Genomic DNA, 15,954 nt, shown 5'->3' on the forward strand with positions numbered 1-15,954 from the left:
GGTCGGTGCAGATCTGCAGCATCCCCCGATCGGTCCCCTCTCCCTCTGGGAGAGGGCTAGGGTGAGGGGCTATTCCTGACCCAACAAAAAGGGATCGCTCACCGCGATCCCTTTTTTTATCCCACCTGGCGCATTACCCCAGATTCTTGCCCAGCAACGCGTGATACAACTCGCTGTCGCCGAGAATCCCCACCACATGATTGTTATCGTGCAGCACCAGCTTGTTGCCGGTCTGATAACGGATCTGCAGCGCGTCACGCATGCCGATGTTCGAGTCCACCAGCGTTGGCTTGCGCTCCAGGCCTTCCACCGCTTGGCCAGGTGCCCAGTTCTGCAGGTTCAGCACCGAGCCGTTCTGCCGCGCGCCTTTGATGGTGTTGCCTTCGGCCAGGTCCAGCCACGAGTCGCCGCCCGGATCGAGGCACACCGAGCCGTTGATGCGTTTGCACTTGTCCAGCGTGCGCATCAGGCTGCGGCCGCAGAGCACGTTGAGCGGATTGGTGTGGGCGACGAAGGTGCGCACATAGTCGTCCGCCGGGTTGAGGACGATTTCCTCCGGCACGCTGTACTGGATGATCCGACCGTCCTTCATGATCGCGATGCGGCTACCCAATTTGAGTGCTTCATCGAGGTCGTGGCTCACAAACACGATGGTCTTGCTCAGCTTGCGTTGCAGCTCCAGCAGTTCATCCTGCAGACCCTGGCGGATCAACGGGTCGAGGGCCGAGAACGGTTCGTCCATCAGCAGAATGTCGGCGTCCATGGCCAGCGCGCGGGCGAGGCCGACGCGCTGCTGCATGCCGCCGGATAGCTCATCAGGCTTCTTGTTGCGCCATTGGGTCAGGCCGACCAGTTCGAGTTTTTCATCGACCAGTTTCTTGCGTTCCTTCTCCGGTCGGCCCTGCATCTCCAGACCGAAACTGATGTTCTCGCGCACTGTCAGCCAAGGCATCAGGGCGAACTTCTGGAACACCATGGCAATGCGCTTGGTGCGCATCATCTTCAGCTCGGCGGGCGTGCAGGAGGCGATGTCGATCTGGCGGTTTTCATGCTCGACGAACAGCTTGCCACGGCTCACGGTGTTGAGGCCGTTGATGCAGCGCAGCAGGCTCGATTTGCCCGAGCCGGACAGGCCCATCAGCACGCAGATCTCGCCTTTGTTGATGTCCAGCGTGGCTTTTTCCACGCCGACGATCTGACCGGTCTTCTTCAGGATCTCGTTGCGGGTCATGCCCTGATCGAGCAGCTTGAGTGCCTCGCGCGGGTCTTTGGAGAAGATTACGTCGACGTCTTCGAAGCGAATTATGCTCATGCGTCACCCCCTACTTTAGCGTCGGGTTGTTTGCAGATACGGTCGAGCATGATCGCCAGCAGTACGATTGCCAGGCCTGCTTCGAAGCCCAGCGCAATATCAGCAGTGTTCAGTGCGTTGACCACCGGTTTGCCGAGTCCGTCGGCGCCGACCAGTGCCGCGATCACCACCATCGACAGCGACAGCATGATGCACTGGGTGATGCCGGCCGCGATGCTCGGCATGGCGTGCGGCAATTCGATCCTTGAGAGCAATTGGCGACGCGAGCAGCCGAAGGCCTTGCCGGCGTCCATCAGTTCTTGCGGGACATCACGGATGCCCAGGTAGGTCAGGCGGATCGGCGCCGCGATGGCGAAGACCACCGTGGAGATCAGGCCCGGTACCACACCCAGCCCGAAGAGGGTCAGGGTAGGAATGAGGTAAACGAAGGTCGGCACGGTCTGCATCAGATCGAGCACCGGCCGCATCATGGTGTAGAACATCGGTTTGTGCGCGGCGACGATGCCCAGCGGCACGCCGATCAACACGCAGACCAGGGTGGCGAACAGCACCTGGGCGAGGGTTTCCATGGTTTCCTGCCAGTACCCCAGGTTGAGGATCAGCAGGAACGAGGCGACCACGAAGGCGGTCAGGCCCCACTTGCGTTGAATCAGATGGGCAATGATGGCAATCAGGCCAATCAGCACCAGTGGGTTGAACCAGGTCAGCGCAAACGTCACGCCGTGGATCATCGTTTCCAGTGTCACGGCGATTGCGTCGAAGGTGTTGGCGCCGTGTTGCGTCAACCATTCGACGAAGCCCGCGATGTACTGGCCTAAAGGTATTTTCTGATCAATCAGCATGGTAGTGAACGTCCGCATGCAAGGAAATTAACAGCCCGGGCAGGCACGCCTGCCCGGCATAAGCGGTGCCTTTCAAATCAAGGCGCGAGCTTGGCTTTCACGGCCTCCAGGCCTGGTTTACCGTCAATGGTGGTCACGCCAGCGAGCCAGGTATCGAGCACCTGTGGATTCTTTTTCAGCCAGGCCTTGGCGGCCGCGTCAGGCTTCATCTTGTCGTCGAGAATGTTGCCCATCAGTTCACTTTCCATGTCGACGGTGAACTCCAGGTTTTTCAACAGCTGACCGACGTTGCTGCATTCTTCGGCGTAACCCTTGCGGGTGTTGGTTGCCACGGTGGCTGCGCCGAAATCGGGGCCGAAGAAGTCGTCGCCGCCGGTCAGGTATTGAATCTTGAAGCGCTTGTTCATCGGGTGCGGTGCCCAGCCGAGGAAGACCACGGCGGTGTCGCGCTTCTGCGCTCGGTCAACTTGCGAGAGCATGCCGGCCTCGGAAGATTCGACGATCTTGAAGCCAGCGGTTTTCAGGCCGAAGGCATCCTTGTCGATCATGCTCTGGATCAGCCGGTTGCCGTCGTTGCCCGGCTCGATGCCGTAGATCTTGCCGTCGAGTTCTTTCTTGAATTTGGCGATGTCGGCGAAGTCATGCAGGCCTTTGTCGTACAGGGCTTGCGGCACGGCGAGGGTGTATTTGGCACCCTTGAGGTTGGTGCGCACGGTGTCGACGGTGCCGGCATCGCGATACGGCTTGATGTCGTTCTCCATGGTCGGCATCCAGTTACCGAGAAACACGTCCATGTTCTTGCCGTCGGCCAGCGACTTGTAGGTCACGGGCACGGAGATCATGGTGGTCTTGGTCTTGTAGCCGAGGGCGTTGAGAACAACGGAAGTGGTGGCGGTGGTTGCGGTGATGTCGGTCCAGCCGACATCGGAGAAGTTAACGAGGCTGCACTGTGCCGGTTCTGCGGCTTGCGCCAGTAACGGCAGACTCAGCAGGGCGGCCAACAACAACGACGGGGAACCTTTCATGGATGGACTCCTTGGTGTTTTTTTTGGCAGTGTTCCGACTGTGGACCACCGCACTTATGGGTTGCGGTTGGTGGCGTTTTTGAGACAGCTCTACCGCAGCGCCTTGCAATCGAGTCATCCCGATCATGTACCAGTGAAAATCTGACGCCTACAGGGAGGGTCGTATCCAGTACAGGGATGGTCGCTTCCAGTGTCGGTGACGTCGCTTACAGCTTTTTTCCGCCCCCGATGACCTGCTCGACTGCATAAAAACGGCGTATTTGCGGGGCGAAAACGTAACGACGCTGCTGGACATGACTGCGTCGGTGTCAGACGCCGTGCGCGCCGACAAAAGCCCGATGATGCCGGCATTCGGCGGATCGCAGCTTGAGCGTAGCAGCTCCGCCAGCGGGCGCTTTCGCCGCCCGGACCGGTATTCTCAGGAGCTTCGCAGCAATGGCTATCAGCGTTTTCGACCTGTTCAAAATCGGCATCGGCCCTTCCAGTTCCCACACCGTCGGGCCGATGCGCGCCGCCGCACTGTTTGTCGAGTCGCTGCGCGGCAAGCATCAACTGGAGCAGGTGCGGCGCATCGAGGTGCAGTTGTTCGGATCGCTGTCGGCCACCGGCATCGGCCACGGCAGCGACAACGCGGTGATCATGGGCCTGATGGGCGAGTGGCCGGACGCAATCGACCCGGCGCAGATCGGCCCGCGCATTCAGGCGCTGCGCGAAACCCATACGCTTTTATTGGATGGTCGCCTGTCGGTGCCGTTTGTCTGGGCGCGGGACATGCGCCTGATCGACGAAAACCTGCCATTCCATCCCAACGCCATGACCCTGGTTGCCGAAGGCGAATTCGGTGAGCTGCATCGTGACACCTACTATTCAGTCGGCGGCGGCTTCGTCGTTGATGAGGCGCAAGCGGCCAGCGGTGTGGTCGATCTGGATCGCACCGAATTGCCCTACGATTTCTCCAGTGCGGTCGAGCTGCTGCAGTTGTGCAAAACGCACAACCTGCGCGTCGCCGAACTGATGATGGCCAACGAAAAGGTCTGGCGCAGCGAAGAAGAGATCCGTGCCGGGCTGATGAAACTGTGGCGGGCGATGCAGGATTGCGTCGAGCAGGGCCTCAAGCACGAAGGCATTCTGCCCGGCGGCCTCAACGTGCGGCGGCGTGCGGCGAAGTTGCACCGCAGCCTGCAAGAGCTGAATAAACCCAATGTCATCGGCTCGACCCTGAGCGCGATGGAGTGGGTCAACCTGTTCGCCCTGGCCGTCAATGAAGAGAATGCTGCCGGCGGGCGCATGGTCACTGCACCGACCAACGGCGCGGCGGGGATCATCCCGGCGGTGCTGCACTATTTCATGAAGTTCAGCGAAGCGGTCACCGACGCCAACGTCGTCGACTATTTCCTCGGCGCGGCGGCAGTCGGCATTTTGTGCAAGAAGAATGCGTCGATCTCTGGGGCCGAGGTCGGTTGCCAGGGCGAGGTCGGTTCGGCCTGCGCCATGGCGGCGGCAGGGCTGGCGGAGATTCTCGGCGCCACCCCTGAGCAGTTGTGCAACGCGGCGGAAATCGGCCTGGAACACAATCTGGGCCTGACCTGCGACCCGGTCGGCGGGCTGGTGCAAGTGCCGTGCATCGAGCGCAATGCGATTGCCGCAGTGAAAGCGATCAACGCGGCGCAAATGGCTCTGCGTGGCGACGGTCAGCACTTTATCTCGCTGGACCGGGTGATCCGCACCATGCGTGATACCGGCGCCGATATGCATGACAAATATAAAGAAACTTCGCGCGGTGGCTTGGCGGTCAGTGCGGTTGAGTGCTGAGCCAGCCACACCGAGGTGGATTCTTCGCGAGCAGGCTCGCTCCCACAATAGATCTCCAGGAACACAATATTTGTGAACCCCAGATTCCAGTGTGGGAGCGAGCCTGCTCGCGAAGACGCCAGACCAGTCAAAACTGCTCAACAAAAGAACATCCCGATCCAGTCACGCTACCTTTTGGCGCGTCGCAATCAGACAAGCGTCATTGTCAGTCGTGACTCGTCAGTCGTTACCTGACCGTCCGTCGCCCGTGCTTGCGGTGACACTCTGTGCAAATCCTCTGCAGGCCAGTTCCCACAAGTGCTACCGATCTGCTCACAGGCTGCGCGGCAGGGCAGTCACGGCGCCTGATGGCACTTCAAAATGGCGTGTTCCGAGGTCTCGTATAGACGCGTCGCGAGGTCGTTTTCAGGAGTTATTGAATGGCCGTCCAATTTCAGGCACGGCAATTGCTCTGTCATAACAAAGCCTGCTTTCTCTGTGAGACGCGGGCAATAACAAGAGCCTCCGCCTGAGGCCGCCACCCGCTTTGTGTGAGGAGATACCGCGATGACGTCGTTCAACTCCGGGGCCCAACCCCAGAACCGTGCGCCTCAATCCATCGGCTTTCTGCTGCTGGACAATTTCACGCTGATTTCCCTGGCGTCCGCCGTTGAGCCGCTGCGCATGGCCAACCAGTTGTCCGGTCGCGAGCTGTATCGCTGGAGCACCCTCACCGTCGATGGCGGCCAGGTCTGGGCCAGTGACGGTCTGCAGATCACTCCCGACGCCTCCATGCACAAAGCCCCGCCCCTGGACACGGTGATCGTCTGCGGCGGCATCGGCATTCAACGTACCGTAACCCGTGAACACGTCTCGTGGCTGCAAAGCCAGGCGCGCCAGTCCAAGCGCCTGGGCGCGGTGTGCACCGGCAGTTGGGCGCTGGCCTGTGCCGGTCTGCTCGACGGCTTCGATTGCAGCGTGCACTGGGAATGTCTGGCGGCGATGCAGGAAGCTTTCCCGCGCGTGGCCATGAGCACACGCCTGTTCACCCTCGACCGTAACCGCTTCACCAGTTCCGGCGGTACCGCGCCGCTGGACATGATGCTGCACCTGATCAGCCGCGATCACGGTCGTGAACTGTCGGCAGCGATCTCGGAAATGTTCGTCTACGAGCGCATCCGCAACGAACAGGATCACCAGCGCGTGCCGCTCAAGCACATGCTCGGCACCAACCAGCCGAAGTTGCAGGAAATCGTCGCGCTGATGGAAGCCAATCTGGAAGAGCCGATCGATCTGGATGAGCTGGCGGTGTATGTCGCGGTGTCGCGTCGACAACTGGAGCGGTTGTTCCAGAAATACCTGCACTGCTCGCCGTCACGCTATTACCTGAAGTTGCGCCTGATCCGCGCCCGGCAGCTGCTCAAGCAGACGCCGATGTCGATCATCGAAGTGGCGTCGGTGTGTGGTTTCGTCTCCACGCCGCACTTCTCCAAGTGCTATCGCGAGTACTTCGGCATTCCGCCGCGTGACGAGCGCGTCGGCTCCAACACCACCCAGCAAGTGGCGATGTTGCCACTGCCGCAGGCCATCGTGATGTCGCCGCTGTCGGGGCCGATGTCAGCGCTGAGTCAGGCGCGCAATGAGTCGACGTTTGCCAGCGTAAGGCTGTAGACCGAGTCTGATCGTTCCCACGCAGAGCGTGGGAACGATCAGGTGGGAGCGAGCCTGCTCGCGAAGGGGTTTCTCAGGCGCTGTGGGACTGCTGGTAATCCGCAAGGGCCGGCAACAACTGTTTGTCGATCGCCTGACGCACCGCCGGCTGAATGCTGGCGCCGCTGGTGTACATGTCCTTGACCATCTTGCGCAGTTCGAATGCGCGAACATTATCCAGGCCACGCACCGCGCACTCACAGGCCTGCTCGGCGGTGGTACCGCTCGGCACCTGAATACCCAAGGCCTTGAGCTGGCCCAACAGATCTTCCTGGTCAATCAAATCGGCGTACATCATTACGCAAATCCTTCTGTGGCAACGGAGGTCTTGGCTCGATTCTGGTGGCCCCGACCGGACGCGGCAAGGGCGTTTTGTCGCGGTGGCCGGGACGACTATGAACAGGTCGTTTTCGGCTAACCGACTGGATTGTCGACTAGGCACACTGGCGCCAGCTCGCTTCACGAAGGTTTGGTCACCCTCGCCTGGCAGCTCCTCAACAGTACCCTCCTCAGCTCCGATCCTGTCACGGCTTGATCGGAGTTTTTTTTTGCTTGTGAATCAGTCAGAGATTAGTTGTTCCCGCTGACGCTTTCGCGAGCAGGCTCGCTCCCACTTTGGAATGCGTACCCCTGTGGGAGCGAGCCTGCTCGCGAAGAACGATGACTCGGTTCAACGTTGCAACACCAGAATCCGCGACAACAACTCATCCCGGTCGACATAGCAGCCCTGAAAATGTCGCGCCCCGGTGGCTGGATCAAAGGCATTGCGCGCATGCAGCGTGCGGCGGTTGTCAAAGCACCACAACTCGCCCGGCTTGAGCCGCTGCATCAGCCGGAATCGCGGCTCGCGGGTCATCGCAATCAAGCGCCGATAGGCGCGATACAGCAACGGCATCTGCGCCACCGACGTATCGAACGCCCCGCGCAGAAAGTTGGCCATGCGAATCTCCGCCACCCGGCCCAGCGCATCCAAAGCGATGACCGGCGCCAGGCAGCGATAGTCGCTGTGCCGGTCCTTGTTGCGGAACTCCACGGGTATTTCACACAGGGCCTCAAACAGCTGCGGATCCTCCAGACGCAAGGCGTCGGCGATCGCAAAACCATCGACGAAAATACTTTCGCCACCCTCGGCATCATTCACCAGGCAATGCAGAAATTGCAGTCCCGGTTGCAGCTCGCGAGTCGGCAAATCCGTGTGCAATGGCAGGTTGAAGGCGGTGTAGGCGTTGCTGTCGGCGTCGGCTTTGGATTGCACATTGAACAGCACGCCGAAATTGCTTTCGCGAATGAAGGAAATTCGCTGCGCGATGAGCTTCAGCGAGCCCGGCTCGGTGGGCACGCCGCGCACTTGGGTCAGGCCGATGTCGCGCACGGCGAGCAACCATTGCAGCAGCGCGGCGTTGTCGTTCATCAGCGCGATGTAGTCGAACACCGGCAACTGCAGATCGCTGTGCCACAAACGCGGCTGCGGTTTGCCGGCCAGGCGTTCGGCGCGGGACTCATCGTCATAGGCATGTGCGCGCAGCCAGCCCGGATCGAAGCGGCTGAGGTGACCGTCCTGCCAGTCGATGCGCAGGCAGCCATCGGTGTCGATGCGCGTGGCCAGCGGTTGCAAATCCTCGGCGGCATCGACGCTCTCGAAGACCTGTTCGCGAGTGACGCTGTAGACGCATTGATCACATGGGCAATTGTCGCGCAGCCATAAGTGGTGAAACGGACTGACACGACCGTCAGCCCATTCGATGACAACGCGATCCGCCAGACGCTGCACGCCACCGAGCGCGCTGATCAACGGATAAGTACGAAAATCGGCAACAGCGACGGCGGTGTTCATGGCGGCTCCTTGGCGATGGGGGGGATTTACCGAGCGGGTGGCAGCGCGATCACGCGGCCGATGTAAGCGGGAGCGGGCAGGTCGGTCTGATCCGCGACGATGGTCTGCAAGCGATGCAACGTATCGGGGCTGAACGGTGCCGAGCGCGGGCCGGCGAGGTCGACGTGCAAAAGCATCTGTTCATTGCCGGCCAACTCTTGCTCATCGCCGACCTTGTGCAGGCTGTGGTAGAGGTGCAGGCGCTTGCTGTCATGGCCGATGATTTGCGTGCGCACTTCCACCTCGGTGTCGAGTTTCACTTCGTGCAGATAATTGAGGTGCAGTTCGAGGGTGAACAGCGAGTGGCCGCTGGCCTCGCGGTTGCTGCTGTCCATGCCGAGGCGGTCCATCAGCGCGTCGGTGGCGTAGCTGAAGATCAGCAGGTAGAAGGCGTCGCGCAGGTGGCCGTTGTAGTCGACCCAGTCGGGGATGATGGTGGTTTGGTAGGTGGTGAGGTGGGGCATGGTTTCGGTTCCAACATTGATGATGACTGGACTGCCGTCTTCGCGAGCAGGCTCGCTCCCACATTGAAATGCGTTTACCTGTGGGAGCGAGCCTGCTCGCGAAGGGGCCGGAAGCGCTTTGCAAGGTCTATTCGCTGAAACTCATTCCGTGCTTCTCTTTGGTGGTCTTCACCGCTTCAAGCACCGCCAGCAAACAATCATCACGATAGCGCTCCAGCGCCGAAATGCTGTGCCGACCGAGCTGATCAGTCGTGCCATCGACCACATCATCGATCAGCTTGTCGGTCAGCTCCGGTGCCGGCAGATACGTCCACGGCAACTGCAACGCCGGACCGAATTGCGACATGAAGTGGCGCATGCCGGCATCGCCGCCGGCCAGGGTGTAGGTCAAGAACGTGCCCATGAACGACCAGCGCAGACCAGCGCCAAAACGGATTGCATCGTCGATCTCGCCGGTCGTCGCGACACCGTCGTTGACCAGGTGCAACGCCTCACGCCACAGCGCTTCAAGCAAGCGATCGGCGATGAAACCCGGCACTTCCTTGCGCACATGCAACGGGCGCATGCCGAGGGACTGGTAGACTTGCATCGCCGCTTGCACCGCCTCGGGCGCGGTGTTTTTGCCGCCGACCACTTCCACCAGCGGCAACAGATACACCGGGTTGAACGGATGCCCGACCACGCAGCGTTCAGGGTGCGTCGAACTCTCGTAGAACTCGCTGGGCAACAGGCCTGAAGTGCTGGAGCCGATCAGCGCATCGGGCTTGGCCGCGGCGCTGATTTTGCTGTGCAGATCGAGTTTCAGTTCCAGCCGCTCCGGGGCGCTTTCCTGGATGAAGTCGGCGTCACGCACGCATTCCTCGATGGTCGCGACAAAACGCAGACGATCCTGCGAAGCACCCGGCGCCAGGCCGTTCTTCTCCAGCGCGCCCCAGGCATTGGCCACGCGTTGGCGCAATGCCGCCTCAGCGCCGGGCGCCGGATCCCAGGCCACTACATCGAGGCCGTGTGCGAGGGCACGGGCGACCCAACCACTGCCGATGACACCGCTACCGAGAGCGGCGAAGGTTTTGATTTCGGTGATAAAGCGCATGGTGATGTCCTGAAGAGTTCGAAGAGCCCTGTAGGAGCTGCCGAAGGCTGCGATCTTTTGATCTTGCTTCTAAAAAATCAAAGTCAAAAGATCGCAGCCTTCGGCAGCTCCTACAGGTGAAATGGGTGATGGATCAGCCGCGCTGGGTCAGGCCCATTTTCTTCCGGCCTTCTGCCGGTGTGAGCACCCGGGCACCGAGGCGGCTGAGGATCTCCGTGGCGCGCTCAACCAATTGGCCATTGGTCGCCAGCACACCTTTGTCCAGCCACAAATTGTCTTCCAGGCCGACCCGCACGTTGCCGCCGAGCAGCACCGCTTGCGCCGCCATCGGCATCTGCATGCGGCCGATGCCGAAGCCGGCCCACACCGCGTCGGCGGGCAGGTTGTCGACCATGGCTTTCATCGTGGTGGTGTCGGCCGGTGCGCCCCACGGGATGCCCAGGCACAGCTGGAACAGCGGGTTGTCGAGCAAGCCTTCCTTGATCATCTGCTTGGCGAACCACAGATGCCCGGTGTCGAAAATCTCCAGTTCGGCCTTCACCCCCAGTTCGGTGATGCGCTTGGCGCCGGCGCGCAGTTGCGCCGGGGTGGAGACGTAAATGGTGTCGCCGTCGCCGAAGTTCAGCGTGCCGCAATCGAGGGTGCAGATTTCCGGCAGCAACTGTTCAACGTGGGCGAGACGGGTCAGCGGACCGACCAGATCGGTGTTCGGTCCGAACTCCATCGGCTTCTCGCCAGGTCCGATTTCCAGGTCGCCGCCCATCCCGGCGGTCAGGTTGACGATGATGTCGACGTCCGCCTCGCGGATGCGCTCCATCACTTCGCGGTACAGCGCCACGTCACGGCTGAACTTGCCGGTCTGCGGATCGCGCACATGGCAGTGCACCACGGTGGCGCCAGCCTTGGCCGCTTCCACCGCTGCAGCGGCAATCTGTTTCGGGGTGATCGGCACATGTGGACTTTTGGCGGTCGTGTCGCCAGCACCGGTAAGTGCGCAGGTGATGATGACGTCGTGGTTCATGGTGCGTTTCCTTCAGGCGAGATGGGTCTGTCCGCAGCCCGTTGCGGGGCTGCGAAGCGTCGTCAAATTCCCCTCTCCCTTGGGGAGAGGGTCAGGGTGAGGGGCTCTTCAATCGAGGGGTTATTTGCTGGTCAGTTGCAGATTTTCAGCAGCCGGTTTGCCATCGAAAGTCGTCACACCTTCAAGCCAGCGCTGTTTGTCTTCGGGGTGATCCTTGAGCCACTGCTTCGCCGACTCGAAGGCATCCTTGTGATCGAGCAGCGGCTGCATCATCCGGCTCTCGGATTCGGCGGTGAAAGTCAGGTTGGCCAGCAGGCGGCCGATGTTCGGGCATTGTTCGGCGTACTTCGGTGATGTGACCGTCCACACCGTGGCCATGCCTTCGTTCGGGCCGAGGGCGTCTTCGCTGCCGGTCAGATAGGTCATCTGAATGTTGACGTTCATCGGGTGCGGCGCCCAACCGAAGAACACTACGGCTTCCTTGCGCCGTACGGCGCGGTCGACGGCGGCGAGCATGCCGGCCTCGCTTGATTCGACGAGCTGGAACTTACCGAGGCCAAACTGGTTCTTGGCGATCATCGCTTTGATCTGCGTGTTGGCGCCCGAGCCTGGCTCGATGCCGTAGATCTTGCCGCCCAATTCCTTCTCGAATTTGGCGATGTCGGCGAAGGTTTTCAGCCCCTTGTCGGCCAGGTACGTCGGCACGGCGAGAGTGGCGCGGGCATCTTTCAGGCTCGGTGCTTCGAGCACTTTCACCTGATTGGCCTCGACGAATGGCGTGATGGTCTGGGTCATCAGCGGGTTCCAGTAGCCGAGGAACAGGTCCAGGCGCTGATCGCGAATCCCGGCAAAGATAATCTGCTGGGAGGCGCTGGTCTGTTTGGTGCTGTAGCCGAGGCCGTCGAGCAGGACCTGGGTCATGGCACTGGTGGCGATCACGTCAGTCCAGTTGACCACGCCCATGCGTACGTTCTTGCAGGAGGCCGGTTCGGCCGCCATCACGCCGGTGCTGAAGAAAGCGGTACCGCTGAGTGCAAGAACGCAGCTGCTGATCAGTCGTTTCATGTCGGGTTCCTCGGCAGTTCGATTATTGTGGTTCCCGGCATCTGCGCGCCGGTGAGGCCAAGTTACGCAGCTATAGGCCCGTGAAAGCGCACTGCGGCGACTGGCATTTGCACTGTAGCGACCTGCGCGCTTGAACGCCGCCGATAATCGGCGTATCAACGAGCCACGCGACCCGCCAACCGAGTGCGCCCATGTCCCAGGATTTCTACTTTTTGCTGATGCCGGGGTTCTCCGCCATCGGCTTTATTTCCGCGATCGAACCGTTGCGCGTGGCCAACCGTTTTCGCGGCGAGTTGTACCGCTGGCATGTGCTCAGCGCCGATGGCGGCGCGGTATTGGCGAGCAACGGCATGTCGGTCAACGCCGATGCAGCGCTGGAGCCGCTGAAGAAAGGCGCGACCTTGCTGGTGGTGGCCGGCTTCGAACCGCTGAAGTTCATCACGCCGACGCTGGAACACTGGTTGCGCAGGCTGGACAACGACGGCGTAACCCTCGGTGCGATCGACACCGGCAGCTTCGTCCTTGCCGAAGCAGGCCTGCTCGACGGCCATCGCCTGACCCTGCACTGGGAGGCGATCGATGCCTTCAAGGAATCTTATCCACAGCTCAGCGTCACCCAGGAGCTGTTCGAGATCGATCGGCGGCGGATCACCTCTGCGGGAGGTACGGCCTCGATTGATCTGATGCTCGACCTGATCGCCCAGGCCCACGGCCCGCAACTGGCGATTCAGGTCAGCGAGCAGTTTGTGCTCGGGCGCATACGCCCGCGCAAGGATCACCAGCGCATGGAAGTCGCCACGCGTTACGGCATCAGCAACAAGAAACTGGTGCAGGTGATCGGCGAGATGGAACAGCACAGCGAACCACCGCTGACCACGCTGCAACTGGCGGAGTCGATCAAGGTGACCCGGCGGCAACTGGAGCGCTTGTTCCGGCTGCACCTGAACGATACGCCGAGCAATTTCTATCTGCGGTTAAGGCTGGAAAAGGCCCGGCAGTTGCTGCGCCAGACCGACATGAGCGTGCTCGAAGTGAGCATTGCCTGCGGGTTTGAATCGCCGTCGTATTTCACCCGCAGCTATCGCGCACGTTTCGCCCGCTGCCCCCGGGAAGACCGGCGTACCGCGCAGGCGTGAATGGGCTTGCATGAAAGCAATGTGGGAGCGAGCCTGCTCGCGAAAGCGGTCTGTCATCCAACACTGATGTTGCCTGACACATTGCATTCGCGAGCAGGCTCGCTCCCACATAATTTCCGGCGCCTGAGAGAGGCTTATTTCTTCACCAACGCCGAGCACGCCGCCTTGTAAGCCTCATGCTGATATTTGTTCAACGTCCCGGGCAGTTCGAAATTGTGCTTCTTGGCCTGGGCATTGATCGTCTGCGGCGACAGCAGCGTTACCTCACAACCATCGAGCAGTTGAAACACGCCCTCGATCTTGAACGTCGTCGGCCCACCGGCAAACTCGCCCTTTTTGCTGCGCTTCTTGATCGCAATCCGGTCCACCGAGTTCTCCCGCACAAACGATGCCACCTGCGCCGCGAACCGCCGCACGTTCGCCGCCTCGTCGTCGTCATCCAGAGCAATCTTCTTCGTGGCGAGAGGGACGTGGCTCAACGTCGAACCATCGAGCGCCGCCACGGCGATGATCGCTTCGCTGCCTTTGATTTCAATGCCGCAGATGTTCATGGGCGAGTGACCTTATGAGCGAATTGGATGGCGGTCATGTTGACGCAGTCGGGCGGTCAAGTCACCTCGCGTCGGTGCGGCAGCGGAGCAGACCGCTGGTCTGAAATCGTTGTTGACCTGTAATTTCTGACAGTAGACGCGCTTCCGACTGGCGCCTAGCTTGATTGTCGGGGGATTGGGACGAATGTCGCCCTTTTCCATACCTGACCTCGCTCAAGGGATTGAAGACATGAAGCTGCGCAAGAACATTCGTTCGTTGACCCCAAGTGAAAAAGACAACTTCGTCGATGCCTGCCTCCAGCTCAAACAGGCAGGTCAATACGATGAGTATGTGCACCTGCATCACCAAGTCATGAAGCCAACGGTTTTGCCACATGAACCAAACGATCCAAACTACCGTAATGGCGCTCATAGGGGGCCTTCGTTCCTGCCCTGGCATCGGGCATTTTTGCTGAAGTTCGAAAATGACCTTCAGGCGATTAACCCCTCCATCACGATTCCTTACTGGAACTGGACTGAAGATGCTGCCGATCCGGTCAATTCTCCGGTATGGGCTGAGGATTTTATGGGTGGTAATGGTGTAGAGCACGAACACTGGCGTGTAGCAACGGGGCCGTTCGCTTATGAAAAGGGCAAGTGGCCGGTTCCCTCGTATCCGGATGATGATTTGCCAGGTCTCGGTCTGAAGCGCCAGTTCGGGCTGGTCGTGAATTCATTGCCGACACCGCAAGATCTGCAAATGGCGTTACGCGAAAGCCTTTACGACACCCCGCCTTATGATTCCGGCCCGACTGTGCGCGGCTTCCGAAACCGCCTGGAAGGCTGGATCACCCAGCGCGGTGATCCGCAGGTAACCACTACGGGTTCGCAACTGCATAACCGCGTCCACCTCTGGGTGGGCGGCAATATGCTGCCGATGACCTCTCCTGATGATCCGGTGTTCTTTCTGCATCACTGTTTTGTCGACAAAGTCTGGGCCGACTGGCAGTCACTGATGCTCCAGAGCAACGAACTTTGGGTGCCGCATCACGCGCCGCTGGTCAATGGTCCGAAAGGACATAACTACGATGATTTGCTCGAGCCGTTTGCCCAGACTGCTCGGGACGTGAGCGATATCGCTGACCTGGGGTATGAATATGAGGGGCCACGTCTGATCCTCGATCAGGCGAAACCTCGGTCTCCTTTTCACGACTGATGCGGGCAGCGGGTGGCGGTGTGAATGCCTGGCTATTACAGCAGGCAATCACGCCGTAACCGATTAGAGCTCAAGCTGAGCTGAGGTGATTCCAAAGGCCGCCGCAATTTTCTCGCGGGTGGCCTTGCGGGGTTTGGCGACTGTTTCCTGCTGGGCAAACGCCGGTTGCGAGATGCCCATGCGCTTCGCCACTTCTTCCTGAGTCAGGTTGAGATGTTCGCGCCAGGCGCGGATCGGTGTTGCGCGATCAACCATATGGCTGACCACTTCATGAGGAATCATTGATTTATCCTTTGTATGTTTATTCCTGCCCGATCGACTCCAAAAACTCCGACCGTTCATCACTCATCCGCGCGACACAATCATTCTGCGCAATGGTGAACGCCTTGCTTCCCGCCGTGGCCGGGAATGCTTCCACCGCGCAATCCGCATCGCGGGTCTTTAACCATTGTTGCTGGGCGGTTTTCAGTTTGGCGGTGATGTCGGCCAGTTGCGTCGGGTTCTTGCCGTAGGCGGCCTGCATGCGTTCGTTGAGGCTGGCGTAGTTGTCTTTGAGCAGGTCTTCGGCGGTGCTGCGGCTGTAGGCGGAGCATTCCAGGGTCTGGATGTCGTTTTCCACCGCGTCGCACGGGTTGTTCTCGGATTCTTCGGCGGCGTGGGCGCCGGTCGCAATCAGTGCCAGGGCGAGGATTATTGATTTCATTGGGGTCGCTCTAATCCGTTGGTAGGTGCAGGCTGCGGCAGATTCTGGCGCAAGCGCGCGGGCTTGAACAGCCAGCCGAGGAGGGCGGCTGACGACCCTTTGTCGCGGATTGACGCTTTCGGCAATTCCCCTGTCGTTTTTGCACCCGGTCGCCCCGGCACCGAGGCATATGC

At 60.4% G+C, this 15,954-nt stretch carries 15 protein-coding genes and 1 pseudogene; 4 read left to right on the plus strand and 12 right to left on the minus strand.

The genetic code is table 11. The features are described 5' to 3' along the window. Positions 1-133 precede the first annotated feature (133 nt). From choV to ASG55_RS11325, 3 genes are all read right to left on the minus strand, one after another. Positions 134-1,312, minus strand: a complete 1,179-nt coding sequence (gene choV, locus ASG55_RS11315; protein ID WP_016772804.1) for a choline ABC transporter ATP-binding protein — start codon at positions 1,310-1,312, stop codon at positions 134-136. Next, positions 1,309-2,154, minus strand: coding sequence for a choline ABC transporter permease subunit (choW, locus tag ASG55_RS11320; RefSeq protein ID WP_016772805.1), 846 nt, complete (start codon positions 2,152-2,154; stop codon positions 1,309-1,311). The genes choV and choW overlap by 4 nt, the downstream gene beginning before the upstream one ends. A 77-nt stretch (positions 2,155-2,231) precedes the next feature. Further along, positions 2,232-3,179: a choline ABC transporter substrate-binding protein gene (locus ASG55_RS11325; protein ID WP_016772806.1), complete on the minus strand. Its 948-nt coding sequence runs from the start codon at positions 3,177-3,179 to the stop codon at positions 2,232-2,234. A gap of 435 nt (positions 3,180-3,614) precedes the next feature. Here ASG55_RS11325 and ASG55_RS11330 point away from each other — a divergent pair, with 435 nt between their 5' ends. After that, positions 3,615-4,991: an L-serine ammonia-lyase gene (locus ASG55_RS11330; RefSeq protein WP_056786515.1), complete on the plus strand. Its 1,377-nt coding sequence runs from the start codon at positions 3,615-3,617 to the stop codon at positions 4,989-4,991. A gap of 546 nt (positions 4,992-5,537) precedes the next feature. After that, positions 5,538-6,641 (plus strand): GlxA family transcriptional regulator, encoded by a 1,104-nt coding sequence (locus tag ASG55_RS11335; RefSeq protein WP_007949927.1) that lies wholly within the window; start codon positions 5,538-5,540, stop codon positions 6,639-6,641. Positions 6,642-6,714: 73 nt separating this feature from the next. Here the strand turns inward: ASG55_RS11335 and ASG55_RS11340 are convergent, their stop codons facing one another. The 6 genes from ASG55_RS11340 to ASG55_RS11365 form a co-directional block, all read right to left on the minus strand. Continuing rightward, positions 6,715-6,978, minus strand: a complete 264-nt coding sequence (locus tag ASG55_RS11340) for a hypothetical protein (protein WP_008083190.1) — start codon at positions 6,976-6,978, stop codon at positions 6,715-6,717. A 372-nt stretch (positions 6,979-7,350) separates the two neighbouring features. Continuing rightward, the gene (locus ASG55_RS11345; RefSeq protein ID WP_056786518.1) at positions 7,351-8,514 is read right to left on the minus strand and encodes a gamma-butyrobetaine dioxygenase; all 1,164 of its coding nucleotides are present in this window, start codon (positions 8,512-8,514) and stop codon (positions 7,351-7,353) included. Positions 8,515-8,540: 26 nt separating this feature from the next. After that, complete coding sequence (locus ASG55_RS11350; protein WP_056786520.1) at positions 8,541-9,017, minus strand: thioesterase family protein; 477 nt, start codon at positions 9,015-9,017, stop codon at positions 8,541-8,543. A gap of 127 nt (positions 9,018-9,144) precedes the next feature. Continuing rightward, a complete protein-coding gene (locus ASG55_RS11355; RefSeq protein ID WP_056786523.1) occupies positions 9,145-10,110 on the minus strand; it encodes an L-carnitine dehydrogenase in 966 nt (321 codons plus the stop codon). A 133-nt stretch (positions 10,111-10,243) separates the two neighbouring features. After that, positions 10,244-11,131 carry a 3-keto-5-aminohexanoate cleavage protein gene (locus tag ASG55_RS11360; RefSeq protein ID WP_056786525.1) on the minus strand — a complete coding sequence of 296 codons (888 nt, stop codon included), beginning with the start codon at positions 11,129-11,131 and terminating at the stop codon, positions 10,244-10,246. A 120-nt stretch (positions 11,132-11,251) separates the two neighbouring features. Further along, positions 11,252-12,196 (minus strand): choline ABC transporter substrate-binding protein, encoded by a 945-nt coding sequence (locus ASG55_RS11365; protein ID WP_024014601.1) that lies wholly within the window; start codon positions 12,194-12,196, stop codon positions 11,252-11,254. Positions 12,197-12,387: 191 nt separating this feature from the next. Between ASG55_RS11365 and ASG55_RS11370 the strand changes: the two genes are divergently transcribed. Next, entirely contained in the window at positions 12,388-13,332 is a 945-nt protein-coding gene (locus ASG55_RS11370) for a GlxA family transcriptional regulator (protein WP_041476759.1), read from the plus strand. 134 nt (positions 13,333-13,466) lie between these two features. Here ASG55_RS11370 and ASG55_RS11375 read toward each other — a convergent pair whose 3' ends face one another. Further along, positions 13,467-13,883, minus strand: a complete 417-nt coding sequence (locus ASG55_RS11375) for a DUF3010 family protein (protein ID WP_016772815.1) — start codon at positions 13,881-13,883, stop codon at positions 13,467-13,469. 229 nt (positions 13,884-14,112) lie between these two features. Here ASG55_RS11375 and ASG55_RS11380 point away from each other — a divergent pair, with 229 nt between their 5' ends. Further along, positions 14,113-15,078 (plus strand): tyrosinase family protein, encoded by a 966-nt coding sequence (locus ASG55_RS11380; RefSeq protein ID WP_056786528.1) that lies wholly within the window; start codon positions 14,113-14,115, stop codon positions 15,076-15,078. 63 nt (positions 15,079-15,141) lie between these two features. Here the strand turns inward: ASG55_RS11380 and ASG55_RS11385 are convergent. Both ASG55_RS11385 and ASG55_RS11390 read right to left on the minus strand, forming a co-directional pair. Beyond that, positions 15,142-15,369 (minus strand): annotated as a pseudogene (locus ASG55_RS11385) (helix-turn-helix domain-containing protein); the annotation flags it as partial. 10 nt (positions 15,370-15,379) lie between these two features. Continuing rightward, entirely contained in the window at positions 15,380-15,781 is a 402-nt protein-coding gene (locus ASG55_RS11390) for a lysozyme inhibitor LprI family protein (RefSeq protein WP_041476757.1), read from the minus strand. Positions 15,782-15,954: the final 173 nt, after the last annotated feature.

The sequence above is a fragment of the Pseudomonas sp. Leaf434 genome (assembly GCF_001425545.1).
Classification (GTDB): Bacteria; Pseudomonadota; Gammaproteobacteria; order Pseudomonadales; family Pseudomonadaceae; genus Aquipseudomonas; species Aquipseudomonas siliginis.